Here is a 23,900-nt window from a genome sequence, read left to right on the forward strand (position 1 = left end):
TCCTTCAATATTCTATACTGAACGATTAGAAAGATAATTTGCCATTTTACAATAAGCTTCAACAGAGATATTTTCAGCGCGAGTGCCTGGATCAATACCTAGCATAGTGAGCTCTTCAACTGTGAATATATCACCTAAGCTATTACGGATTGTTTTACGGCGCTGATTGAATGCCTGCGTTGTAACACGGCTTAAAAATTTAATATCCTTAACAGGATATGGAATTTCACGATGTGGAATAAGCTTAACGATGGCTGAATCTACTTTCGGTGCGGGTGTAAAAGCAGTTGGTGGTACTTCCAAGACAGGCATTACATGGCAATAATATTGAGCCATTACGCTCAGACGACCAAATGCCTTGCTACCTGGACCTGCAACTAATCTATTCACCACTTCTTTTTGTAACATGAAACTCATATCGGCAATGGAGTCGGTAAAAGTGAATAAATGAAACATTAATGGTGTGGAAATATTGTACGGCAGATTGCCAAATACACGCAGTGGTTGCCCAGCTTCTTTAGCTAACTCGCTAAAATCGACTTTCATCGCATCTTGCTGGATGATCGTTAGCTTATCTTTAAGCTGTGGGTGTACGTGTAAACGGGCGGCAAGATCACGGTCAATTTCAATGACCGTCATTTTATCCATTCGGCTACCAACAGGCTCTGTTAATGCGCCTAGGCCGGGGCCAATTTCGACAACAGACTGGCCGTGTTGCGGATTCATTGCATCTACAATACTGTCGATAATAAATTGGTCAGTTAAAAAGTTTTGACCAAAACGTTTACGGGCAAAGTGCCCTTGGTGGACTCTATTATTCATGAATTCTTATGTGTCATCTGGATAGCTAACTTCAATGCGGTGATAAAACTTCCCGCATCGGCATGACCCGTACCTGCTAATTCTAGCGCTGTGCCGTGGTCGACAGAAGTACGGATAAACGGCAGGCCTAGGGTGATATTCACCGCTCTGCCGAAACCTTGGTATTTTAGCACAGGAAGGCCTTGATCGTGATACATCGCCAGTACGGCATCTGCGTCATTTAAATACTTGGGCTGAAATAATGTATCAGCAGGAAGTGGACCTATGAGGTTTATTCCTTTTTTTCTCAAGTTTTCGAGTGCGGGTATGATGGTATCAATTTCTTCTGTGCCCATGTGGCCGCCTTCTCCTGCATGAGGATTGAGGCCGCAAACATAGATGTTGGGATTTTTAATACCAAATTTGGATTGTAAATCATGATGCAAAATTGTAATAACTTCTTGCAAGCTTTGCTCGCTGATAGCGTCAGACACCTCTTTTAATGGGAGGTGTGTTGTGGCTAATGCAACACGTAGTTCTTGCGTGGCAAGCATCATAACGACGCGGTCGCAATGACTTCTTTGTGCGAAAAACTCAGTATGACCACTAAAAGGAATACCTGCGTCATTGATTATTCCTTTATGTACTGGACCTGTCACAATGGCGGAGAACTCACCGTTTAAACAGCCATCAGCAGCTCTTGCTAATGTTTGAACGACATAGTCACCGTTTTGTACATCTAAGATACCGGGCGTGACTGTAGCGTTTAAGCGAACAGGAACAATCGATAAACTTCCGGGGGCTTGTGGCTCTGAGCATATATTCGCGGAATAATTTTTTAGTACTAAAGGTAAGTTAAGAAGTTTAGCTCTAGTGAGAAGTAAATCTGGGTCAGCACAAGCGACTAACTCAACATCCCACTGCATTTGAGCGAGATGAATGAGTAAGTCAGGACCGACCCCGGCAGGTTCACCGGGGGTTATAACAATTGGCTTAATTAGTTTTTTCATCTTTTTGGCTATCACGACCATCGATGACGTTTACATAAGCAGAGGCTCTTTGCTCTTGCATCCAAGTTTGTGCTTCTTCATTAAACTTGCGATTGAACAGTAAACGATAGGCTTGATCTTTTTTCGCTGCATCTGTTTTATCAACATTACGCGTATCTTCTAACTGAATTAAATGCCAGCCAAAGTTTGAAGGAACAGGTTGGCTTAGCTCACCTTTATTCAGTTTCATCAGTGCATCACGAAATGCTGGGTCGTAAACATCAGGCATATTCCAACCTAACTCACCACCTTTCAGTGCACTACCTGGATCTTCTGAGTTTTCTTTCGCTGCATCTTCAAATGAAATTTTTCCACTACGGATATCTTGTGAAATTTGCACCAGTTTTTGTCTTGCTTGCGTATCATCCATAATTGGTGATGATTTAATCAAGATATGGCGAGCTTTCACTTCAGTGACTGAAATGGGTTGATTACCACCGCTGATGTCATTAACACGCAATATGTGATACCCCACACCAGAACGGATAGGGCCTACAATGTCAGATTTTTTAGCATTTTTCAGTTGTTCAGCGAATACAACTGGGAGTTCTTGTAAACGTGACCAACCCATATTGCCGCCTTTGAGCGCTTGTGGGTCTGCTGAATAGGCAATAGCGAGCTTACCGAAGTCACCGCCTTTTTTCAGTTCAGCTAAAATTTTATTCACTAAAGCTTCCGCTTTTTGTAGCTGTTCTTGGGTTGGGTTTTCAGGTAATGGAATCAAGATATGGCTTAGATTCATGCCTTGTTCGTAGTTGGCTTGTGAATTCATTTGTTCAGCAAGAGAATCAACTTCTTGTGGCAAAATAGTCACACGGCGACGAACTTCGTTATTACGAACTTCTGAAATCAGCATCTCTTTACGAATTTCACTACGATACTGAGCCATATTGATGCCATCAGCTACTAAGCGTTTTTGCATTTGCTCAACGGTGATGTTGTTTTGGCGCGCAATATCTGCAATCGTCGCATTAACCGCTTCTTCTGGGATGTTGATTTGCATTTGGTTTGCCATTTGCAACATGATGTTATCCATCACCAGACGTTCAACGATTTGATGACGAAGAGCTTGATCATCAGGAACTTGTTGGCCAGCACCGCGTGCGTTCAATTTAACCGTGTTGATCATATTCTGGACGTCGCTTTCCAGCACAACTCCGTTATTGACGACCGCAGCCACTTTATCCATTTGCTGTGGCGCAGCTAAAGTAGCAGAGCTTGTGAACATCAGCCCCAGGATAAGCGTTCTCCAATTCTTCATAATGGTCCTATAAAATTGATTTTGATTCCGCAAAAGCGGGGTAATCGTGATATTCAAATTGTCTTTTATCAGAAAGCACGTTGATAAGGCATAATACCTTTACTTAACATTTCCTGACTACCTAAACTATGATTGTTATTTAGGCCTCTAAGTTCAACATTGATTGACCATTTATTATCATATTCACTGTTGAGCTTATCATTTTGCCAACCTACAATTTTACGTTCATAGCCAAGATTGACTGCCCAACAGCATGTATTGTATTGCAGTCCAACAAGCTGACTTGCAGATTGTTGTTGTTTTGTATCGTAATAATATGAACCAACAAAGCCCCAACGCTCACTTAACGGCCAACTAACAACTGTACCAATTTGTGAAATACCTTGCTGGTACTCAGGTAGTGTGTCTTTTTTGAGTACGGTAGCTTGAATATAATCACGATCCACAAAACGATAATTCAATTGAATTAAGCGATCTGCGTCGAAACGATATTCAGTTACCGCATTACCCATAGTGACATTACCTAGGCGGCGGTCATATTGCAATCCACCACGAATGCCCCAGTTTTCGTCAATACGCCACATTGTGTCAGTGGCCCACAGTAGTGAACCCGTATTACTTTTATCATCAATTGGGCGGTTAGTATCACCAGCGCGAGGGCGCTCGAAGTAGTAAATTTGCCCAACAGAGAAATTAAAACGTTCCGCAAGTGCATCATCATACAGGCGGGTTGTTACACCAGTTGTAAACTGATTTGCTGATGCAATACGGTCAAGACCACTATAAATTCTATCACGGAATAAACCGCTATAATCCGACTGTAATAATGAGGAGTCGAAGTTATTGATGTTGTCTTGATCTTTATACGGAATATACAAATATTGAACGCGAGGCTCTAATGTTTGTACGTAATCACTGCCTTGGTAAAGATCTCTTTCGAAAACAACTTTCGCGTCACTTTTAAACATTGGTAGGACACGAGTGATATTTTTTTCTAAGTTGCTATCTTTATTAGTGCTAGGAATATCTTGGTCATAATGTGTGGCGAACAATTTGAAGCTATTGTTCATATTAGCCCAACCATTTGATAAAGGTAAATTTACCTCGGGCTCAAGATGTAAACGCGTCGCATCAGGGTTATTTTTACCTACGCTCGTAAAGCGTGCTGCTTGTGCATAGGTATGAACATCAAATGCCCCTAAGTTATTTTTATAAAAGTTTAAATCCAGCTGTGGCTCGGCTTTATAAGCACGTCGGTTAGGGTCATCAACAAAAATTTGGAATTGTTTATGAGTTAATTTAGCATTCCAGTTAGTATCCGAATAGCCTGTACTGAATTTTTGTGTCGCATAGCCGTCAGTGGTATTACCATACTGAGAACTAAAATCAGTAAAGTATTGAGGATCACTCACTTTGGTGTAGTCAGCATTGAAGTTCCAATGCTGGTTATAGGTACCTGAATGATTCCAATAAAATAGCCAACGGTCATTACTATCTCGAGCATCACGTTTGTTACTTTCTTTATCTTTAATATAGGCACGATCATGGTTGATGAAGTCGAATGCAACCGTTCCTGTCCCCGGCGCAACTAAATAACGGAATTCATTATTGAGTTTAACACCTCGGTGAGTCATAAACTGAGGTGTGATAGTGGCATCGTAGTTAGGTGCAATATTCCAATAATAAGGCAGAGAAAACTCTAATCCATCATTAGAGGAATAACTTCCTGTTGGAATTAAGAAACCGGAGCGGCGTTTATTTCCAATTGGCAATTGCATGTATGGGCTATAAAAAATCGGTACATCACCTACACGGAAACGTGCATGCCAAATTTCTGCAACTTCTTCTTCACGGTCGATAATGACTTCAGAACCTTTGATGCTCCAACTATTGGTTCCCGGTAAGCAGGTGGTGAAAGTCCCGTTTTCCATGATGGAATAGCGGTTTTCTCCACGCATTTTCATTTTTTTTGCGTCACCGCGACCCTGACGGCCTACCATCATGTAGTTACCATCATTTACATCAGTATTTTTATTATCCAAATTAGACCAAGCTGAAGGGCCTTTTAGGATAATTTGCGGGTCATCATAATGAACATTACCCGTCGCAGTGACTTCACGAACAGGTTCAGCACCTGTTGCTTGAGTTTGTGTGAGCTTAACGTTATCAGCGGTTAATGTCTGATTTCCCTGTTGTATATCAACATCGCCTTTATATTCAACAAAGTTTGGATATTCACCTTGAACATCTTCTGCTGTTATTTGAATAGGCAAGGTGTTGGGATCGCCTTTAATAATTGGTTTAGTATAAACCGGCACGCCCAGCATGCATTGCTCAGCGAGGTCAGCATAGGCTTGCTGACTATAAATTGCCGCCCACACCATGGTGGCAAGTATTGTTGGGTAACTTTTCTTCATCATTAAATATGCGGTTCCGTCAGAGTAGGCATAGTCGGCAAACGCTCAAAGACTAACTTAGCCAATTACTTTGCGCCAGTATAATCATAAACTTTACGTGTGGGTAGCTAGAACATAGTCGTTATGAACATAGTTGTTATGCATAACAGCAAAATGAATAGTATGATAATGCAAAATTGCATTCTGAGCATTGAAGAATTGAGGGATATATGCACTATTGGGGCAAAATTATTGGTGTCATACTGGCAATCGTCTCTGGTTTAGGGTTTTGGGGCGCTTTAGTTGGTTTAATTATTGGGCACGGATTTGATAAAGCATCCGCACAACGTAAATTTTCGGGTGGCATGAATAAGCGTGACAGGCAGATTATTTTCTTTGCGAGCACCTTTCAAATTCTTGGACATTTAACCAAGTCAAAAGGGCGTGTAACCGAGACTGATATACAGCTCGCTACAAATTTAATGGATAGAATGCAACTTCATGGTGAGACACGAAAAGCTGCTCAACAGGCTTTTAGAGAAGGTAAATCACCAGACTTTCCATTGAGAGATGTCCTCAAGCAATTACGTATGGCATGTTACGGTCGATTTGACTTGATTCAGATGTTTCTGGAAATTCAATTGCAAGCTGCTTTCGCGGATGGCAACTTGCATCCGAATGAAAGAAAAGTGCTGTTTATTATTGCCGAAGAATTGGGTATTTCAAAAGTTCAGTTTGAACAGTTCCTCGATATGATCCAAAGTGGCCGTCAATTTGGTCAGGGTTATTCGCAGCAGCAATCAGGTGGCTATTATCAGCAATCAAGTGGACCTACCCTTGAAGATGCTTGTAAAGTGCTTGGCGTGTCTCCGAGTGACGATCCAACAAAAATTAAACGCGCCTACCGTAAGCTGATGACTGAACATCATCCAGATAAATTAGTTGCAAAAGGTTTACCACCGGAAATGATGGAAATAGCTAAGCAAAAAGCGCAATCAATTCAAGCAGCTTATGATCTTGTGAAGAAAGAGCGTGGCTTCAAATAACTCATACCCATCATATTTCGTGCCGAAGCGTTGTTGGCTTCACTCAGTTATTCGGGGCACATATTTTTTCAGGCTCCCTGAGTAGCCGAGCGATAACGCGGGGTGTTTTTGGTGTGTATGGTTACGAAAAATATATTGATATAAATAATGCTCATCAAGCCGTAGTATCTAGCTACGGCTTTGATTATATAGTGCATAATAAATCGATTGAATGGAATTAAAAATCGGGCTCGCAGCTAAAATGCATCGGCGTGCCATAATCAGGATGAGTGATATAAAGCGCTTGTGCGTGAAGCTGTAAACGAGGAGCTAATGCTTTAGCTTCATCGTGAGCATAAAATCTATCCCCTAAGATAGGATGTCCTAACGCTAACATGTGAACACGTAGCTGATGTGAACGGCCTGTAATTGGTGATAATCTTACGCGAGTAGCTTGTTCTTCATATTCTAATACTTGATATTCCGTTTGCGCTGATTTTCCAGTTTCGAAACACACTTTTTGCTTTGGTCTGTTTGGCCAGTCGCAAATCAACGGTAAATCAATCAATCCTTCTTCTTTTTCTAAATGGCCCCACACCCTAGCGATATAGTGCTTTTTGGGTTCCCTTTCTCTAAATTGACGCTTAAGTTCCCGCTCAGCCGCTTTATGAAGAGCAACGACCATGACACCGCTCGTAGCCATGTCTAAGCGATGAACAGATTCAGCAGTCGGATAATCACGCTGTACTCGGCTCATAATACTGTCAAAGTGCTCAGGCGCTTTACCTGGCACAGAGAGTAGATCGCTTGGTTTGTTGACAACGATGATGTGGTCGTCCTGGTAGAGGACATAGAGCCAAGGATCGGTCGGTGGATCATAAGGTAACATCATAAAATACCCGTCATACTTCAAGTTGTAGGGGTGTTGGCTTCACTCAGCCCCTTGGGTCACATACTAGTGTATGCTCCCCAAGACGTCTTCGTTTGCCGCCTACCTACAACTCGAATTATTTAGGGTAATATCCTTTTAATAATATAAATAAAATACTACTGATTTCGAGTTGTAGATCTTTAGGTTAGTCGCCGAATTACATAAACATATGACACTCGACCTTCATTACTTTATTGGTGCGTGACTACAACTAAACGAATCGCATCAAGTCGCCATGTCGCTTGCTCAATATTAGTCATTAACAGTTGGCGCTCTTCTTCAATAATCTCTAGCTCTTCATCGCGGATATTTGGATTCACCGCTTTGAGTGCTTCTAGGCGAGAGAGCTCAAGTGTTAGCGCTTTATCCGCAACTTCTTTAGCTTGTGCAATAATCACTTTTGCTTCTTGTTCAATCATTGGCTCTGAGAGGCGCAAAACGGAATGCACTTCATTTTGTACCGCATTGACTAATTTACTCGCCATATGACGATTAATGGAATTTAGCTGACGGTTAAAGCTTTCAAATTCAACTTGAGAGGATAAATTATTACCTTTTAAGTCAATTAGTAACCGCACTGGTGTTGCAGGTAAAAAACGGCTAATTTGCAAGTTTTTAGGTGCTTGAGCTTCAACTACATACACCAACTCAGTGAGTAACGTACCGACAGGTAATGCTTTATTTTTCAATAATGAAACAGCACAGCTACCAGTATCACCCGATAATACTAAATCAAGACCATTGCGAATAATCGGATGTTCCCAACTGATAAACTGTGTATCTTCGCGAGAAAGGGCTTGCTCTCGGTCAAAGGTAATAGTGCAGCCATCTTGTGGTAGTCCAGGGAAATCAGGAACTAGCATGTGGTCAGAAGGTGTTAAGATAATTAAATTATCACTTTTATCTTCTTGGTTAATACCAACGATATCAAAAAGATTAAGGGCAAAATTAACTAATTCAGTATCGTTGTCACCTGCACCAATCTCTTCTGCAAGGCGATTACCCGATTCACCACCATTTGAATGCATTTCAAGCAAGCGATCACGACCTTGCTCAAGCTGTAATTTTAGCGAGTCATGCTCTTCACGGCAGGTTTTAATAAATTCATCAAAACCATCCATCGCTGTAGGTTCAGCCATAAACTGCAATAATTGTTGATAGTACTTATCATAAATAGCACGGCCAGTTGGACAAGTATGCTCAAAAGCATCTAATCCTTCGTGGAACCAACGTAGTAGAACCAATTGTGCGGTATTTTCTAAGTAAGGTACATTGATGGTGATATCGCGATTTTGTCCAATCCGGTCTAAACGACCAATACGTTGTTCTAATAAGTCTGGATTGAAAGGCAGGTCAAACATGACTAGCTGGTTAGCGAACTGGAAGTTACGGCCTTCAGATCCAATTTCAGAGCACAATAATACCTGTGCGCCTTCTTCTTGCGATGCAAAGTAAGCTGCCGCTCGATCACGTTCTAATAACGATAAACCTTCATGGAATACTGCGGCACGAATTGCTTCACGTTCACGTAATATTTGCTCAAGTTGTAATGCTGTCGCGGCTTTGGCACAAATAACTAATACTTTTTCATGACGATTTGCTGTGAGGAAGCCCATGAGCCATTCAACGCGTGGATCAAAGTTCCACCAAGTTGCATTTTCCCCTTCAAACTCTTGATAAATTTGCTCGGGGTATAGCATTTCTTTGGCGCGTGTTTCCAGATCTTTTTTCGAACCCATAATACCTGCAACTTTAATTGCAGTTTGATATTGGGTCGGAAGTGGCATTTTTAGCGAATGTAATTCACGGCGAGGAAAACCTTTAACACCATTACGTGTGTTTCTAAATAGTAGTCGGCTAGTTCCGTGTCTATCCATCAACATATTGGTAAGCTCTTGACGTGCAGCAGTGCCGTCTTCACCTTCAATGTTTGCGGCTTTTAGCAAAGGTTCAATATCTTGCTCTTTAATTAATTCATTGAGAAGATTTTGCTGTTCATTCGTCAGTTTATCGCCTGAAAGGAGTAATGATACTGCATCAGCAACTGGGCGGTAATTATCTTGTTCTGCAATAAATTCTTCATAGTCATGAAAACGGCTAGGATCAAGCAAACGCAAGCGTGCAAAGTGGCTTTCTTGGCCAAGTTGTTCTGGGGTTGCGGTTAATAGAAGAATCGAGGGAACATGTTCTGCTAATGTTTCAATGACTTGGTATTCACGACTAGGTGCGGTCTCGCTCCACTGTAAGTGATGCGCCTCATCGACAACCATCATATCCCAACCGGCTTCAACTAGTTGATCAAAGCGTTGTTTGTTGCGACGAACAAAATCAAGGGAGCATAAAACTAACTGCTCAGTTTCAAATGGGTTATCGCTATCGTGTTGTGCTTCGCTATAACGGCTATCATCAAACAGTGAAAAACGTAGGTTAAAGCGGCGTAGCATTTCAACTAACCACTGGTGCTGCAAGCTATCAGGTACGATGACTAAGATACGCTCAGCACGACCTGCCATCAATTGCTGGTGAATTATCATACCTGCTTCGATGGTTTTACCTAAACCAACTTCATCCGCAAGTAATACGCGTGGATGGTGGCGCTTGCCAACTTCATTAGCAATATGAAGTTGATGTGGGATCAAACTGGCACGAATACCTCGTAAACCAGTAGATTGATGCTTAACTTGTTCACTATAGAATTTACGAGCGCGAAAACGTAATGCAAAGCGATCCATTCTATCAATTTGACCCGCAAATAGTCGGTCTTGCGGTTTATTGAAGGTCAGTTTACTGTCGAGAAAAACTTCTCTTAGGCTAATGTCAGCTTCTTGGGTATCTAAACGAGTACCTTTATAAGTCAGCAAACCGTTATCTTCTTCAATACTTTCAATTTGAAGCTGCCAGCCTTCATGGCTGGTAATGGTGTCACCTTCGTTGAACATGACTCGAGTAATTGGAGCGTCATTGCGTGAGTAGAGTCTATTTTCTCCACTTGCAGGGAAGAGCAAAGTCACCATACGGGCATCAATAGCCACAACGGCGCCTAATCCAAGTTCGCTTTCTGTGTCGCTTATCCAGCGTTGACCAAGGGTAAATGGCATAGGTTTAACTTAATTCCATAATTTTGATAGTTTATTTTTAGATTTTTTTAAGACAATTTTTACTAATGTCTTCGCCCTGTGTTGATAAATCCGATGTTAGTAAAACAAGGGATAATTCGAACGTTAAAAAATAGCCAGTGTCCTGTGGACAATTATTTATTCTCTATAATCCAAGCTGTATGGAGTCAACATGCACAAGCATTGAATTTCGGTAGTATAGTTAATTCTCTCGTTAAACTGTGTAGTAGTGAAGTGCGAGATATCAAAGGGGCGTTATATTAATTCAAGCGAGGCCTATCGTCACCTGTTAAAAAACGTCAATGTTATAAAGAATACTGTCAATTGCTTAAAATAAAAGCGTTGTGGGTTTAAAATAAAGGCATTAAACATTTAAAATAAAAGTGTAATTTGTCCGGTTGATATCGCGTCAAAGTCATCTTGTAAGAATGGTAAAATGGCATCCGCAATTGGTTTGATTTGCTTGGCTATATAATGTTCATAATCAGGGCGGGCAGTGACAATTTCAAGTGGTTCTGGTCCTGCTTGCGTAATAATATAGCTTATCCAGCCCCCATTTTGATACTGCTGCGGTCGCTGTAGTTTTAAATTATACTCATCGGCTTGTCGTGCTGCTCTTACATGTGGTGGTACATTGCGTTGATAATCCGACAGTTTTCGGCGTAAGCGCTTACGATAAACTAAGCGATCATCATAACGGCCTAAACGAATTGCTTGGACATATTCAAGAATAAACTCGCGGTAGGGTAATCGATGAAAAATTCGTGAATAAAGTTCTTTTTGGAAAATCTGAGCCAGTGGAGTCCAGTCTGAGCGAATGGTTTCTAGCCCTTTAAATATCATGGTGTCTTTACTGAGCCCTGCATAACGCTTTTTACTGCCCATTTCAGCACCTCGTATCGTTGGCATTAAAAAACGTCGATAGTGAGTTTCATACTCTAATTCCAAAACACCATCGAGCTGCCATTCATCGTGCAAATGCTTTACCCACCAGTCATTGACGTAATCACGTAGGTTATAACCAATTTTTTGTGCTTGTTCCTCTGTATGAGCTTCTCGTAACCAGACAAAAGTGGAATCAGTATCACCGTAGATCACTTGATAACCCTGAGATTCAATTAGCTGTTTAGTTATACGCATTATCTCGTGTCCACGCATTGTAATCGAAGCGGTTAGGCGCGGGTCAAAAAAACGGCAACCTTCAGCACCAAGCACTCCAGCAAATGCATTCATAATGATTTTTAGTGCTTGAGAAAGTGGGGCATTATGTTCTTTTTTAGCTTTATCTCTTTCTTGCCAAATGTGACTAACAATACTGGGCAAACAATGTACAGAACGTGAGAACCATGCGTTACGAAAACCTGAAACAGAGTGCTGTTGGTCTGGGTGAGCGAGTCCTTCGATCATTCCTGCCGGATCTATCAAAAAAGTACGAATTATCGACGGGTAAAGGCTTTTATAATCTAGAACCAAAACTGAATCATACAGCCCAGGCTGTGAGTCCATTACAAAACCACCCGGATTAAGCTGCTGTTTTTGTTCTGTTAAATTAGGTGCGACAAAACCAAGGCGATGCAATCGTGGAATATATAAATGTGAAAAAGCAGCCACTGAACCGCCCATTCTATCTGTGGCAAGCCCCGTTACATTTGAGCGTTCTTGTAAGAATGCCATTAAATCTGTTTTTTCAAAAATTCGATGAACTAAGATACAGTCTTGAATATTGTAGTGTGCGAGTGCGGGTTTATCATCTGCAAAGCGGCGGTTAATTTCATCCATTCGGTCATAAGGGGTATCAATAGCTTTTCCTTCCCCCAGTAATTGTTGAGCTACAAACTCTAAACTGAATGACGAAAAGCTCCATGTCGCCGCTTTTAATGCATCAATTCCATCAATGATAAGACGTCCTTGTGCGGAAGCAAAAAAAACGCCTTGTTTAAAGCCATGTTCGCGCCATTCCAGTTTTTGTCCTTGGCGACCAAATAATAGTGGGATCCCATAGCGTAGTGCATGTTTTTGTAGAACCTGTAAGTCGAACTGAATTAAATTCCAGCCAATGATGGCATCGGGATCATACTGTTGCATCCATTCGTTAAGTTTATCGAGTAGTTTTGGTCTGCTATCAACGTAAACTAAACGATGATCCGAATTTAATGAAGGGCCTTGATCAGGGCCTAACATAAATACCACGCTATCATTGCAGCCCGATAAACCGATTGAGTAAAGTTCACCATATTGGCTAGTTTCTATATCGAGTGATACGGCTTTAATGATGGGACGGTATTCATCGCAAGGTTTTAGTTGATATTCACCTTGTGAATTACGTGAAAACCAGACAGGAGCTGTTATGAAGCGTTCCATGAGGTAGCGTTCACAGGGGCGAATGTCTGTTTCAAGCAACTCAACACCTAGCTCCAGACAATTTTTTTCAAGATTCTGTAATTGCCGGTATTGATGGCAATAAATAGCGTAGACTTTTTCACGTTGAAAATCCGCTAACTCAATGAGTCGATAAGAAACATTGGGTTGCTCATCTAAAAGGTGGCGAACAATAGGCAATTTAGATTCAGATAAAAAACCAATAGCTTGCTGATAAGGTACTGTGATTTTACGGGGACGATTATCGGTAAGTAACCAATAGCTGACCTCAACACCCTGACGGGTATCTCTCCAGTGACGGCTAAGAATAAAGCCTTTTTCAGCAGGGGACATGGGTTGAGGCATTAGCTTACTCGTTGAAATTATCGGCAGTCTTAATATACACCGTTAGTGGGTTTTTATACAGTGTTTTTTGTTAGATTAAGGTGTGACCCCAAGCAGTTTGGATGCAGGGTTATTTCCTTGTAACAGCTGAGTAGTACTACCATCATAGGCAATTTTACCCTCTGAAATAACTAAGGTTCTTGGTGCTATTTTCAGCGCATCTTCAATATTATGTGAAACCATTATTAATGTGATTTCTTTTGCTGAACAAATTTCGTCTAGTAGCGAGAGCATTTCGTTACGAAGTGCAGGGTCTAGTGCTGAAAACGGTTCGTCTAACAATAAAATAGGTTGGTTGCGAATCAGACAACGTGCAAGGGCTGCTCGTTGACGTTGTCCTCCCGATAATTGGGCTGGAAGTCTATCAAGGTGGGGGCTTAGGCTGACTTGTTCTGCCATCTCTTCAATTTGCTGCATTTGATCTTTTTTTAATCGTAAGCTTGGGTACAGACCAAGTCCAATATTTTGCCTAACAGTTAAATGAGCAAATAAATTATTCTCTTGAAATAGCATCGAAACAGGGCGCTTAGCTGGTGGGGTAGCGCTATGATCATAACCATTTAATTGGATAGTCCCATTTTGGGCAAATTGAAAACCACTAATCAGACTTAATAAGGTACTTTTACCTGCACCACTTGGCCCCATTACGGCAATCCTTTCACCAGCCTCGGCCGCAAAATCAAAATACATATTCAGGTTATCGTACTGGTAATCCAGTTTAGTTAATTTAATCATTATTTTTTCCTGAGATACGTTCGAGCAAGCTAAATAAACAAAAACACAATAATAACAATAGCATTGCGGTCACTGCGCCATCGTTAGTACGATAAGCCCCAATTTGTTGATAAAGATAATAAGGAAGCGTACGAAAATCCTCATTTCCAAATAGAGCGACAACGCCAAAATCGCCAATGGATATGACACAAGCAAAGGCTAACGCTTGTGCTATGGGTTTTTTGAGTGCTTTTAACTCTATTATTTTAAAACGTTTAAACCCACTGATAGCCAAAGATTGGCAAAGCGGGTTATAGCGCTCAGCAATATCTCTCATTGGGTTTTCGAGTACTTTGAGGGCATAAGGAATAGCGAGTAAGGCGTTCGTCATAATTACCAATGCGTAAGGAGACTCCGGTATCCCAATAGTTTCATTAAAAAAGATGAAAAAACCAGTAGCAAGAACAATACCTGGCATAGCTAGAATAATTAAGCCACTAAGTTCTATGGCTTGACCAATCCTAATAGCTTGGCGTAATCGAAGCTCTCGGCTGCTCCAAAGCAGCATTAATGTTAATAGTACACAAAGTAATCCAGCGCAAAGCGCAATAATTAATGATGTTGAGGTCGCTTGCCATAGTGCTGATTGGCTAAAAACAGAGATTAACTGACCGTTTAAACCATCAAAAATAACGGCTAAAAGTGGTGGAAGTAATAGCAACATCGCAGCAATAATTAATAAAGCATCACGGAGACGGCGAAATAAATTATCAGCAGGATCGTACCAATGAGTTTGGTGACTAAAGCCAACAGAGAATAAATTGTTTATTTTTTGGCATATAAACATTAAGCCAACACAGAAAAAAAGCTGAATTAAAGCGAGTATTGTCGCTCGGCCAAGATCAAAGTCGTAACTGAGAGACTGATATATAGCCAATTCGATGGTAGTCGCCGCAGGACCGCCGCCTAAGGCTAATACTGTTGCAAAGCTGGCAAAGCACAACATAAATATTAATGATGCAGTAGGTAGAATTTGCCTACGTAAATAAGGCCATTCTAAGATAGTAAATTGTTGCCACTCATTAAAGCCTAATTGCGCTGCACTTTGACGTTGTTCGATAGCAATATTTTCTAATGACTGTAATAGCATTCGAGTCGCTAACGGCATATTAAAAAAAATGTGAGCGAGTAAAATGCCCTTTAAGCCATAAGGCGAAAAAGTATATTCTAAACCAAATAATTGGCATAGTTTTGCTAGCCAGCCTGTTTGTCCATATATGGAGAGAATACCAAAGACAGCGACAAGAACAGGCAGTACCAATGTCATGGCACATAAGCGAATAAATAGTGTTCTACCAAAAAATCGCCTTCGATAAAGAGCTCTTGCAAGTAAAATAGCAGGGAGCACCGAGAAAATTGCAGATAAAAAGGCTTGCCAAAAGGTAAAGCCAATCACATGCCATAAATAGCTGTCATTTATGATCTCATCAATAGCAATTTCGGGTGCAAAGTGCCATAGCGCACCGAAGGCTAGTGATGCAACCGCCACTAATAAACCGGAAGCTAGTACTCCCGGTAACAGTGATGAGTTAATTAACGACTGACGGCGCTTTGCCATAAACGAGTCCATGATTGACGTTCTTTGGCAACTTCTTGCGCACTAAATTGCAGTGATTTTTTGGGTAGTGGTAACCGGTTATAGACATCCGGTAATGGAACATCAGTTACTGGATACATCCAGTTGGTTGTTGGTAAAGTGTTTTGAAATTCAGGTGTTAACATGAATTTTAGGAATTGTTTAGCCAGCTCAGGTTGTGGACTATTTTTAAGTCTAGCCGCAACTTCAATCTGCATATAATGCCCTTCATCAAATAAGGCAGCAGCATAATTATCTTTATTATCATTAAGCATTTGATACCCAGGCGATGCGGTATAGCTTAGTACAAAATCTCCTTCACCCTTTAAGAATAGGCCGTATGCTTCGCTCCAACCTTTAGTCACTGTAAGAGTTTTTTCTGACATATTTTTCCATGCATCAGCAGATTTATCGCCATACAGCTTTTCAATCCATAACATTAAACCTAATCCTGGAGTACTCGTACGGGGGTCCTGATAAATAATTTTCCAATTATTTTTGCTTGTTAATAATTCATTCATGCTTTTTGGCGGTTGTTTGATTTTATTGGTGTCATAAATAAATGCAAAGTAACCATAATCATAGGGAATAAAAATTGGGTTATTCCATTTAATGGGTAGCTTGAGGGCATCGGTACTTATGTCTGCTGGTGCAAATAATTCGGTTTTTTCGGCAGAATCAATTAGGTTGTTATCTAAACCTAAAATGATATCGGCTTTGCTTTTTTTACCTTCCATTCGCAAGCGGTTAAGTAAAGAAACACCATCGCCTAGCGAGACTAATTTTAATTCACAATCACATTGAGCTTCAAAACTCTTTTTGATTTGAGGTCCAGGGCCCCATTCAGCTGCAAATGAATCATAGGTGTAAATAGTTAATGTCGGTTTCTCTGCCCATGATAAATGTGCAAAAGTCAGTACATTTAAAGCGATAAGATAGGTAAAAAGCTTATTTTTAAACATTTGTTTTCCTGCGCTAAAAATAAAAATACACAGGATTTGAGGGGGAACCGCGCTGTGTTTACAGGCGGTAGCTCAAATCCCTACGCCGGTATTAGCCGGATCAGGTTCTACGGGTTATTTCTCAGCCAAATATATTTAGGCACCCCGTTGAGACGCTTACTATTGTAGTGACTTCAGACATATCTGCAAACTGTATTGATATAGGTTTACCAGTTAGGGTATGTGTGAAACAATTGGGGTATCTTTCAAATTTGGTTATTGAGGTAGTCTAGTGATCGATGATGATGGCTACCGCCCGAATGTAGGAATTGTAATTTGTAATCGGCAAGGGCAGGTTTTATGGGCTCGCCGCTATGGTCAGCATTCATGGCAATTCCCTCAAGGAGGTATCAATCCTGGGGAGTCTCCTGAGCAGGCAATGTATCGTGAATTATACGAAGAAGTCGGGCTACAGCGTAAAGATGTTAGGTTATTAGCATCTACCCGTAACTGGTTACGTTACAAATTACCCAAGCGTTTGGTGCGTTGGGATACAAAACCTGTTTGTATCGGGCAAAAACAGCGTTGGTTTTTACTACAATTACAATGCAATGAAGCTGATATAAACGTGCAGCGCAGTAAATCGCCAGAATTTGATGGCTGGCGATGGGTCAGTTATTGGTATCCTGTTAGGCAGGTAGTTTCTTTTAAACGTGAAGTTTATCGTCGCGTAATGAAAGAATTTGCTCCAATTGTAATGCCTTTACAGGAACAGAAATTACCACAACGACCTGTTTTTAATAACCGTAGGCGTGGAGCTAAGTAAGTCTATGTTGACGCGTTTGCGTGATATTGTTGAAAAAGTCGCTATGGCAACAAGTTTGACCGAAGCACTTGAAATTTTGGTGAATGAAACTTGCAAAGCGATGAGGACCGATGTGTGTTCTATCTACTTAGCAGATCATCCTCGCCAATGTTATTATTTAATGGCAACCCGTGGGTTGAAAAAGCCCCGCGGGATTGCTATTCGTCTTGGATTCGACGAAGGTGTAGTTGGTGCTGTTGGCCGCCAATCTGAAATGCTCAATTTAGCGGATATCCGTGAGCATCCTCAATATAAATATCTCCCCCAATTAAAGGAAGGCCAGCTTAAGGCTTTTCTTGGCGTTCCTGTCGTTTACCGTCGCCAACTCTTAGGTGTATTGGTTGTACAGCAGAAAGAGAAACGTTTATTTAACGAAACCGAAGAGTCTTTTATGGTGACGTTATCTATGCAACTCGCCGTAATTTTATCGCAAGCTCAAGCAAAAGGTGTTTTTGGTCAATACAGGCAAAGCCGAATAAAAGCGATTCCTGTCTCTCAGGGAATTACAATGGCGTATGGCTGGCAAGATAATTCACAACCATCTTTTGATAGTGTTTGTGAAGCCAGTGCTATCAATAAAGATGATGAAAAACAAAGGCTAATAAGCGCTCTTGAGAGTGCGGCAGCAGAATGTCGTCGTATTAGCAAACGCTTTATGGCGAATTCATCAAAAGAAAGTGCAGCCATTTTTGATTTGTATAATCATTTGCTTAATGATCCTCAACTTAAAAAGAATTTATTCACATCTATTGAGCAAGGCGCGGTAGCCGAATGGGCTGTCAAAACGGTTATTGAGGATTATGTTGAACAATTTTCACGTTTGCGTGATCTGTATCTTCGAGAGCGTGGTACTGATCTCAGAGCATTAGGTCAACGCTTACTTTTTCATCTTGATGATTCGTTAACACCAATAAATCAGTGGCCTGAGCGTTTTATATTAGTTGCTGATGAACTTAGTGCCAGTGTGCTTGCCGAATTGCCGTTTGAGCAATTAGCGGGTGTCATTGTGCGCGATGGTGCAACACATTCCCATTCGGCAATTCTTATTCGTGCTATGGGGATCCCAGCCATTATGGGGGCTGATGTTGAACCTTCATTACTGCATAACCGCCTTTTGATTCTAGATGGTTATCGCGGAGAAGTATTTATTGAGCCTGAGAATTTAATTGCTCAGGAATACCAGCAGATTATTGAAGAAGAAAATGTTTTAAGTCGTTTAGCAGAAGGCACTTTAGAGCAAGATGCTATTTTAAAAAATGGCGACCAAGTTAATATTTATCTTAATGCTGGATTGAGTCCTCGTTATGAGCAGCAAATCAATATGGGTGTTGATGGTGTTGGTTTGTATCGAACTGAACTTCCATTCATGCTGCATAATGGTTTTCCATCAGAAGATGAACAAAAGCAAATGTACCAAGAAGTGCTTGAGCTCTTTCCAACTAAGCCCGTAGTACTAAGAACGCTGGATATTGGTGCTGATAAACAACTTCCTTATATGCCTATTAGTGAAGAAAATCCGAGCCTAGGTTGGCGTGGTATTCGTATCATGTTAGATCAACCAGAAATATTTCTTATTCAATTAAGAGCGATGTTGCGCGCTGATCATGCTGTGGGTAATTTACGGATTTTATTACCGATGATCACCAGTATTGATGAGGTTGATGAAGCTATTATTTTGATAAATAGGGCTAGAGATGAAGTAAGTAATTTACTTAATCAGCCTATTAAAATGCCACAAATTGGTGTGATGCTCGAAGTTCCATCATTATTGTTTTTATTGCCTGAATTAAAAAAACGAGTTGATTTCATATCGATAGGTACAAATGATTTTACACAATATTTACTTGCTGTTGACCGTAATAATACGCACGTAGCAACGCTATATGATAATCTTCATCCCGCCGTTGTGCGTTTTTTAGCAATGGTTTATGAAGAGTGTCGTCGTCTTAACATGCCAATCAGTGTATGCGGTGAAATGGCCGGTCAGCCATTGAGTGCAATGGTATTGATTGCCTTAGGTTATCGTTCATTAAGTATGAGTGGTAGAAGCGTTCCTCGAATGAAATATTTAATTCGGCAACTTGATCCAGAACTTATGTCTGAATTAGCTTTAGCCCTGCTGAGGGCAGAAACAAGTGACAGCGTTAGACTAAAAACAAGTGAGTTTATGGAGAAAAATGGTCTCGGTGGATTTGTCCGTGGTGGAATTTAATCCGTTTTTCTATGTTATTTATATGTGATAACCCTGTGTTATGATGCGCTATGATTTTAGCTTAACAATTTAAAGTGGGGAACGATGAGCATCAGCTATTTAGCATTACCCGAAATTGATCCCGTGATGTTCTCAATAGGGCCAGTCTCGCTTCATTGGTATGGTTTTATGTACCTCGTAGGTTTTGTTTTTGCCCTATGGCTTGCCGGTCGTCGAGCTAATAAACCTAATAGCGGATGGACAAAAAGCGAAGTTGAAAATTTACTTTATATAGGCTTCGTTGGTGTATTTGTTGGTGGACGTCTAGGTTACGTTTTCTTCTATAATTTACCTGTATTTCTTGATGACCCTCTTTATTTATTTAAAGTTTGGGATGGTGGAATGTCATTCCACGGTGGACTTATTGGTGTAATCTGCGCCATGATGTGGTTTGCACATCGTACTCGTCGCCGTTTTTTACAAGTGGCTGATTTTGTTGCGCCACTAATTCCTTTTGGGCTTGGTATGGGGCGTATTGGAAACTTTATTAATGGGGAATTATGGGGGCGCGTTACTCTTGATACACCTTGGGCATTTCTGTTCCCTCGTTCACGAAGTGAAGATATTCAACTTGCGATACAAGACCCTTCTTTAATGCCTATCTTAGAACAATATGGTGTTCTACCGAGGCATCCATCTCAACTTTATGAGATGGCTTTAGAAGGCATAGTGTTGTTCCTTATTCTTAACTTATTTGTGCGTAAACCTCGTCCAATGGGAAGTGTGTCTGGTTTATTCCTCATAGGTTATGGCGCATTTCGTATTATTGTTGAGTTCTTTAGGCAACCCGATGCCCAATTAGGTTTATTTGGTGGCATTAGTATGGGGCAAATACTTTCAGTGCCAATGATAATAGCAGGCGTATTGATGATTCTGTGGGCTTATAAATACGGTAAAAATATTCCTGCACATAAACCTGAAAATACGGCTGCGAAAAGTAAGTAAATTAATAAATTAAGGTTGATGCTATTGGCTTAGTATCAACCCGTAAAGCAAGAGAGCGACTATGAAGCCATATCTTGAGTTGTGCCAACGTATTATTGACGAAGGACAGTGGATTGAGAATAAGCGTACCGGAGTGCGTTGTTTAACTGTTATCAATGCAGACCTTGAATATGACGTTGGTAATAATCAATTCCCACTTATTACAACCCGTAAAAGTTTTTATAAGGCGGCTATTGCAGAATTAATCGGTTATTTGCGTGGTTATGATAATGCAGCTCAATTTCGTGAAATCGGTTGTAATACTTGGAATGCAAATGCAAATGAAAACCAAGTATGGTTAAACAATTCTCATCGCAAAGGTGAGGATGATATGGGACGTGTATATGGCGTTCAAGGTCGTTCTTGGCAACGTCCAGATGGTTCATATGTTGATCAGCTGAAAAAAGTAGTCAATAACCTGAAAAATGGCATTGATGATCGTGCGGAAATAATTACATTTTATAATCCTGGTGAATTTGAAATGGGCTGCTTACGTCCATGTATGCACACCCATACATTTTCACTATTGGGTGACACTTTACATTTAACGTCATATCAACGTAGTTGTGATGTGCCACTTGGATTGAATTTTAATCAAGTTCAATGTTTCGTTTTGTTGGCATTAATGGCTCGAATTACTGGACATAAAGCAGGCAAGGCATATCATAAAATTGTAAATGCACATATTTATGAAAATCAATTACCTTTGATGCGAGATGTTCAACTAAAACGTGAGCCTTTTGCATTACCGTCATTAACGATTAATCCTCAAATTAAAACGTTAGAGGATCTTGAAACATGGGTGAGTACCGATGATTTCATTTTAGACGGATATCAATGCCACGAAGCAATTAAATATCCATTTACAGTCTAAGTTACCTAATTTTTAAAGAACTTGGGTGTTGTTATTTGTTACAGCACCCCCCAGCTTCACTTCTTTGTAATACCCTCATCATCCTGCAATATTTATATAGTTCTCCTTTTATTTCATGATGTTATCAGTGAGAAATACGAATAAGTAAACTTTTAATTTGCTTAAATTTAAACCCTGCTTATTACTCAATTCATATTTTCATTTCTTCTAGAAAAAATTAATAAATTTATTTTCCTTAACTTATTTTTTGCGAAGCGCTTCCCAAACATGCACCTGCTGGTTGCAAGATTTTTATTTTGTTGGGAAGCGCTTCGTAAATTTGAATGTGATTGCTAGTGGCATGATATTTTTTTGTCAATATCAAGGCGTCATTACGCTGATTATTCATAAATATGGGAGTAAAGGAATCAATGAGAGTTGAAGTTAATAGCCGGCAAAATGGTTTTACTTTGATTGAAATTTTAGTAGTTTTATTTATTTGTTCTTTAGTCGTACTTCCTGCGTTATATAACTGGCAACAACAATTACAGCGATTTCGCTTAATTGATGCCGCAAGACAAGTAGCAGGGTTTATTTATAGTAATTTGATGGAAGGAATATACCTTAATCAACATCGAGTTTTGCAGGTTAATAATGATCAAGGAAGTTGGAATTTGGTTGTTAATAATGTAGCTACAGGAAAAGAAATTAGCAGACTAAACGATTCAAAACTTGAAGGGATTGGTATAAAAAAAACAACTCGTACTTCAATTGACCTTTATGGTAAGCAAGGAACAAGTCATGCTTTTAGCATCGAATTACAAAATGAAAATGAAGCTATTACTATTTACCTGTCAGCAATTGGGCGATTGAGAGGGTGTAGTAAACAGAAAATGGTGGGAATTCCACGATGCTAAGCTTTTCATCTGTGAAAAGATCAAATTTAGAGTTGGGCTTTTCTTTGATTGAAATGCTTGTAGCAATGGCTATTAGCAGTGTTATTTGTATTGCGGTTATGAGTACTATTCCAACATTGTTCAAACAAATTTATCAGTCATATTTTCAATATCAGATTGATAAAGATGTAAAACAAGTGCTTATCAATATGGAGAAAGACTTTAGGCGAATTGGATATTGCAGTAGCCTATCTTGCCAAGGAAAAGCAATTAAAATTGAGTCTAAACTTTTAAGTCGATACCCTAATTCATGTATTATTTTTGCCTATGACCAAGATTTATCTGGTAAATGGATTAATCGTAAATCGAAAAAAATTGATTCAGATTTTTTTGGGTACAGGTTAAATGGAAATAAATTAGAGTCTAACCGTAATGTGAATGATTGTAATGGAACTCGCTGGCAATCATTATTTGATGCAAAACTAATAACAGTTAATCAATTACAGTTTTATTGGAATGAAGCAAATGCATTACTTGAGATGATTATTAGCGTGGAAACCAAGTTGTTGCCTAAGAAAATATTTACTTATCGAACAGCTGTTATGATTAGGAATTTGCAATGACAAAGAAAAATGCACAAAAAGGGAATGTTGCGTTAATCATGGTTGTTGTATTAATGACAATGGGTTTATTACTACTCAAAGCATTACATTACTATCAAGAGCGGGCACGGGATGAACTCTATAATGAAACTAAATACCTTGAAGCTTTTAATCATGCAGAATCCGCACTTTCGTGGGGGTTGCTACAATCATGGAAGCTAAGTACGTCTAGAAAAACATATTGGGAGTGCCAAAAAGAAACAACGCAGGGTTGGAGCAGTTGTTTAAGGCATGTGAAAGGTAACAATTTTGTTTTATTAGGTAAAAGTGATTTCAAGCAAGGGGAGCAAATCAAAGTTTATAGATGGGTAACTTCGATTTCAGGTTCACAGAAAATTAAAATACGTGAAAAAGGTTGGCTTGATTACTGTATCGTTGAGAAAAAAGGATTTTGTCTGTGAAAATAAAGCAACAGGGTTTTGCTTTAATTGAGTCAATGATTGCCGTGGTTGTTTTTGCTATCCTACTGATAGCTCTGCTAAACTATACTCAATATATCACATTGAATTTTAATCAGATATATCAAAGTTCAACGGCAATAAGGATGTTACAAAGTGCATTGGAGCGAAAAGCTTCTTTTATAGAAATTACATCTGTAAATACAGAACAACTTTATCCTAATTGGCAGGTAGCAGAAACGTTATCATCAAAAGGGGATAAATGCACTGAATCTATTATGGCCTTAATAATTGATACACAACAGTTTTCTTTAAATCGTTGGTTTTGTATAGTCGCTGATTGAATACAATAGGAGAG

19 protein-coding genes and 1 riboswitch are annotated in these 23,900 nt (G+C 40.0%); of the genes, 9 read left to right on the forward strand and 10 right to left on the reverse strand.

The window, feature by feature from the left end; translation table 11 throughout:
• Positions 1-12: 12 nt before the first annotated feature.
• The 4 genes from rsmA to lptD form a co-directional block, all read right to left on the reverse strand.
• Positions 13-822: a 16S rRNA (adenine(1518)-N(6)/adenine(1519)-N(6))-dimethyltransferase RsmA gene (gene rsmA, locus DD649_RS10045; protein ID WP_294106796.1), complete on the reverse strand. Its 810-nt coding sequence runs from the start codon at positions 820-822 to the stop codon at positions 13-15.
• The gene (pdxA, locus tag DD649_RS10050; RefSeq protein WP_336430492.1) at positions 819-1,811 is read right to left on the reverse strand and encodes a 4-hydroxythreonine-4-phosphate dehydrogenase PdxA; all 993 of its coding nucleotides are present in this window, start codon (positions 1,809-1,811) and stop codon (positions 819-821) included. Before pdxA ends, rsmA begins: the two co-directional genes overlap by 4 nt.
• On the reverse strand, positions 1,795-3,111 hold the full coding sequence (surA, locus tag DD649_RS10055) for a peptidylprolyl isomerase SurA (RefSeq protein ID WP_294106800.1): 1,317 nt from the start codon (positions 3,109-3,111) through the stop codon (positions 1,795-1,797). Before surA ends, pdxA begins: the two co-directional genes overlap by 17 nt.
• A 68-nt stretch (positions 3,112-3,179) precedes the next feature.
• Complete coding sequence (gene lptD, locus DD649_RS10060; RefSeq protein ID WP_336430539.1) at positions 3,180-5,528, reverse strand: LPS assembly protein LptD; 2,349 nt, start codon at positions 5,526-5,528, stop codon at positions 3,180-3,182.
• 209 nt (positions 5,529-5,737) lie between these two features.
• Here lptD and djlA point away from each other — a divergent pair, with 209 nt between their 5' ends.
• A complete protein-coding gene (djlA, locus tag DD649_RS10065; protein ID WP_294106802.1) occupies positions 5,738-6,553 on the forward strand; it encodes a co-chaperone DjlA in 816 nt (271 codons plus the stop codon).
• Between the two features lie 217 nt (positions 6,554-6,770).
• Here the strand turns inward: djlA and rluA are convergent, their stop codons facing one another.
• From rluA to thiB, 6 genes are all read right to left on the reverse strand, one after another.
• Complete coding sequence (gene rluA / locus DD649_RS10070; RefSeq protein WP_294106804.1) at positions 6,771-7,424, reverse strand: bifunctional tRNA pseudouridine(32) synthase/23S rRNA pseudouridine(746) synthase RluA; 654 nt, start codon at positions 7,422-7,424, stop codon at positions 6,771-6,773.
• A gap of 230 nt (positions 7,425-7,654) precedes the next feature.
• A complete protein-coding gene (rapA, locus tag DD649_RS10075) occupies positions 7,655-10,561 on the reverse strand; it encodes an RNA polymerase-associated protein RapA (protein ID WP_294106805.1) in 2,907 nt (968 codons plus the stop codon).
• Positions 10,562-10,951: 390 nt separating this feature from the next.
• Positions 10,952-13,303 (reverse strand): DNA polymerase II, encoded by a 2,352-nt coding sequence (locus tag DD649_RS10080; RefSeq protein WP_294106807.1) that lies wholly within the window; start codon positions 13,301-13,303, stop codon positions 10,952-10,954.
• Between the two features lie 75 nt (positions 13,304-13,378).
• Positions 13,379-14,077 carry a thiamine ABC transporter ATP-binding protein ThiQ gene (gene thiQ / locus DD649_RS10085; RefSeq protein WP_294106809.1) on the reverse strand — a complete coding sequence of 233 codons (699 nt, stop codon included), beginning with the start codon at positions 14,075-14,077 and terminating at the stop codon, positions 13,379-13,381.
• A complete protein-coding gene (thiP, locus tag DD649_RS10090; protein ID WP_294106811.1) occupies positions 14,070-15,674 on the reverse strand; it encodes a thiamine/thiamine pyrophosphate ABC transporter permease ThiP in 1,605 nt (534 codons plus the stop codon). Before thiP ends, thiQ begins: the two co-directional genes overlap by 8 nt.
• Positions 15,650-16,654 (reverse strand): thiamine ABC transporter substrate binding subunit, encoded by a 1,005-nt coding sequence (gene thiB / locus DD649_RS10095; protein ID WP_294106813.1) that lies wholly within the window; start codon positions 16,652-16,654, stop codon positions 15,650-15,652. Before thiB ends, thiP begins: the two co-directional genes overlap by 25 nt.
• Before the next feature lie 59 nt (positions 16,655-16,713).
• Positions 16,714-16,811: riboswitch (TPP riboswitch) on the reverse strand.
• Between the two features lie 114 nt (positions 16,812-16,925).
• On the opposite strand from thiB, the gene rppH reads away from it, so the two are divergent.
• The 8 genes from rppH to DD649_RS10135 all read left to right on the forward strand — a co-directional run bounded on the left by rppH (position 16,926) and on the right by DD649_RS10135 (position 23,886).
• A complete protein-coding gene (gene rppH / locus DD649_RS10100; protein WP_294106815.1) occupies positions 16,926-17,459 on the forward strand; it encodes an RNA pyrophosphohydrolase in 534 nt (177 codons plus the stop codon).
• Positions 17,460-17,463: 4 nt separating this feature from the next.
• Complete coding sequence (gene ptsP, locus DD649_RS10105) at positions 17,464-19,710, forward strand: phosphoenolpyruvate--protein phosphotransferase (protein WP_294106817.1); 2,247 nt, start codon at positions 17,464-17,466, stop codon at positions 19,708-19,710.
• A gap of 84 nt (positions 19,711-19,794) precedes the next feature.
• The gene (gene lgt, locus DD649_RS10110; protein WP_294106818.1) at positions 19,795-20,694 is read left to right on the forward strand and encodes a prolipoprotein diacylglyceryl transferase; all 900 of its coding nucleotides are present in this window, start codon (positions 19,795-19,797) and stop codon (positions 20,692-20,694) included.
• A 61-nt stretch (positions 20,695-20,755) separates the two neighbouring features.
• Positions 20,756-21,607: a thymidylate synthase gene (locus DD649_RS10115; RefSeq protein WP_294106820.1), complete on the forward strand. Its 852-nt coding sequence runs from the start codon at positions 20,756-20,758 to the stop codon at positions 21,605-21,607.
• 410 nt (positions 21,608-22,017) lie between these two features.
• The gene (locus DD649_RS10120; protein WP_294106822.1) at positions 22,018-22,503 is read left to right on the forward strand and encodes a prepilin-type N-terminal cleavage/methylation domain-containing protein; all 486 of its coding nucleotides are present in this window, start codon (positions 22,018-22,020) and stop codon (positions 22,501-22,503) included.
• The gene (locus DD649_RS10125; RefSeq protein WP_336430502.1) at positions 22,497-23,105 is read left to right on the forward strand and encodes a prepilin peptidase-dependent protein; all 609 of its coding nucleotides are present in this window, start codon (positions 22,497-22,499) and stop codon (positions 23,103-23,105) included. The genes DD649_RS10120 and DD649_RS10125 overlap by 7 nt, the downstream gene beginning before the upstream one ends.
• On the forward strand, positions 23,102-23,545 hold the full coding sequence (locus DD649_RS10130) for a YgdB family protein (RefSeq protein WP_336430503.1): 444 nt from the start codon (positions 23,102-23,104) through the stop codon (positions 23,543-23,545). The genes DD649_RS10125 and DD649_RS10130 overlap by 4 nt, the downstream gene beginning before the upstream one ends.
• Positions 23,542-23,886: a prepilin-type N-terminal cleavage/methylation domain-containing protein gene (locus tag DD649_RS10135; RefSeq protein WP_336430505.1), complete on the forward strand. Its 345-nt coding sequence runs from the start codon at positions 23,542-23,544 to the stop codon at positions 23,884-23,886. The genes DD649_RS10130 and DD649_RS10135 overlap by 4 nt, the downstream gene beginning before the upstream one ends.
• Positions 23,887-23,900: the final 14 nt, after the last annotated feature.

The organism is Providencia sp. (genome assembly GCF_003533305.1).
Lineage (GTDB): Bacteria > Pseudomonadota > Gammaproteobacteria > Enterobacterales > Enterobacteriaceae > Providencia.

Excerpts from the sequence above, each read along its gene's own strand:
- rsmA (WP_294106796.1), bottom strand. The coding sequence starts at position 822 with ATGAATAATAGAGTCCACCAAGGGCACTTTGCCCGTAAACGTTTTGGT.
- pdxA (WP_336430492.1), bottom strand. The coding sequence starts at position 1,811 with ATGAAAAAACTAATTAAGCCAATTGTTATAACCCCCGGTGAACCTGCC.
- surA (WP_294106800.1), bottom strand. The coding sequence starts at position 3,111 with ATGAAGAATTGGAGAACGCTTATCCTGGGGCTGATGTTCACAAGCTCT.
- lptD (WP_336430539.1), bottom strand. The coding sequence starts at position 5,528 with ATGAAGAAAAGTTACCCAACAATACTTGCCACCATGGTGTGGGCGGCA.
- djlA (WP_294106802.1), top strand. The coding sequence starts at position 5,738 with ATGCACTATTGGGGCAAAATTATTGGTGTCATACTGGCAATCGTCTCT.
- rluA (WP_294106804.1), bottom strand. The coding sequence starts at position 7,424 with ATGATGTTACCTTATGATCCACCGACCGATCCTTGGCTCTATGTCCTC.
- rapA (WP_294106805.1), bottom strand. The coding sequence starts at position 10,561 with ATGCCATTTACCCTTGGTCAACGCTGGATAAGCGACACAGAAAGCGAA.
- DD649_RS10080 (WP_294106807.1), bottom strand. The coding sequence starts at position 13,303 with ATGCCTCAACCCATGTCCCCTGCTGAAAAAGGCTTTATTCTTAGCCGT.
- thiQ (WP_294106809.1), bottom strand. The coding sequence starts at position 14,077 with ATGATTAAATTAACTAAACTGGATTACCAGTACGATAACCTGAATATG.
- thiP (WP_294106811.1), bottom strand. The coding sequence starts at position 15,674 with ATGGCAAAGCGCCGTCAGTCGTTAATTAACTCATCACTGTTACCGGGA.
- thiB (WP_294106813.1), bottom strand. The coding sequence starts at position 16,654 with ATGTTTAAAAATAAGCTTTTTACCTATCTTATCGCTTTAAATGTACTG.
- ptsP (WP_294106817.1), top strand. The coding sequence starts at position 17,464 with ATGTTGACGCGTTTGCGTGATATTGTTGAAAAAGTCGCTATGGCAACA.
- lgt (WP_294106818.1), top strand. The coding sequence starts at position 19,795 with ATGAGCATCAGCTATTTAGCATTACCCGAAATTGATCCCGTGATGTTC.
- DD649_RS10115 (WP_294106820.1), top strand. The coding sequence starts at position 20,756 with ATGAAGCCATATCTTGAGTTGTGCCAACGTATTATTGACGAAGGACAG.
- DD649_RS10120 (WP_294106822.1), top strand. The coding sequence starts at position 22,018 with ATGAGAGTTGAAGTTAATAGCCGGCAAAATGGTTTTACTTTGATTGAA.
- DD649_RS10125 (WP_336430502.1), top strand. The coding sequence starts at position 22,497 with ATGCTAAGCTTTTCATCTGTGAAAAGATCAAATTTAGAGTTGGGCTTT.
- DD649_RS10130 (WP_336430503.1), top strand. The coding sequence starts at position 23,102 with ATGACAAAGAAAAATGCACAAAAAGGGAATGTTGCGTTAATCATGGTT.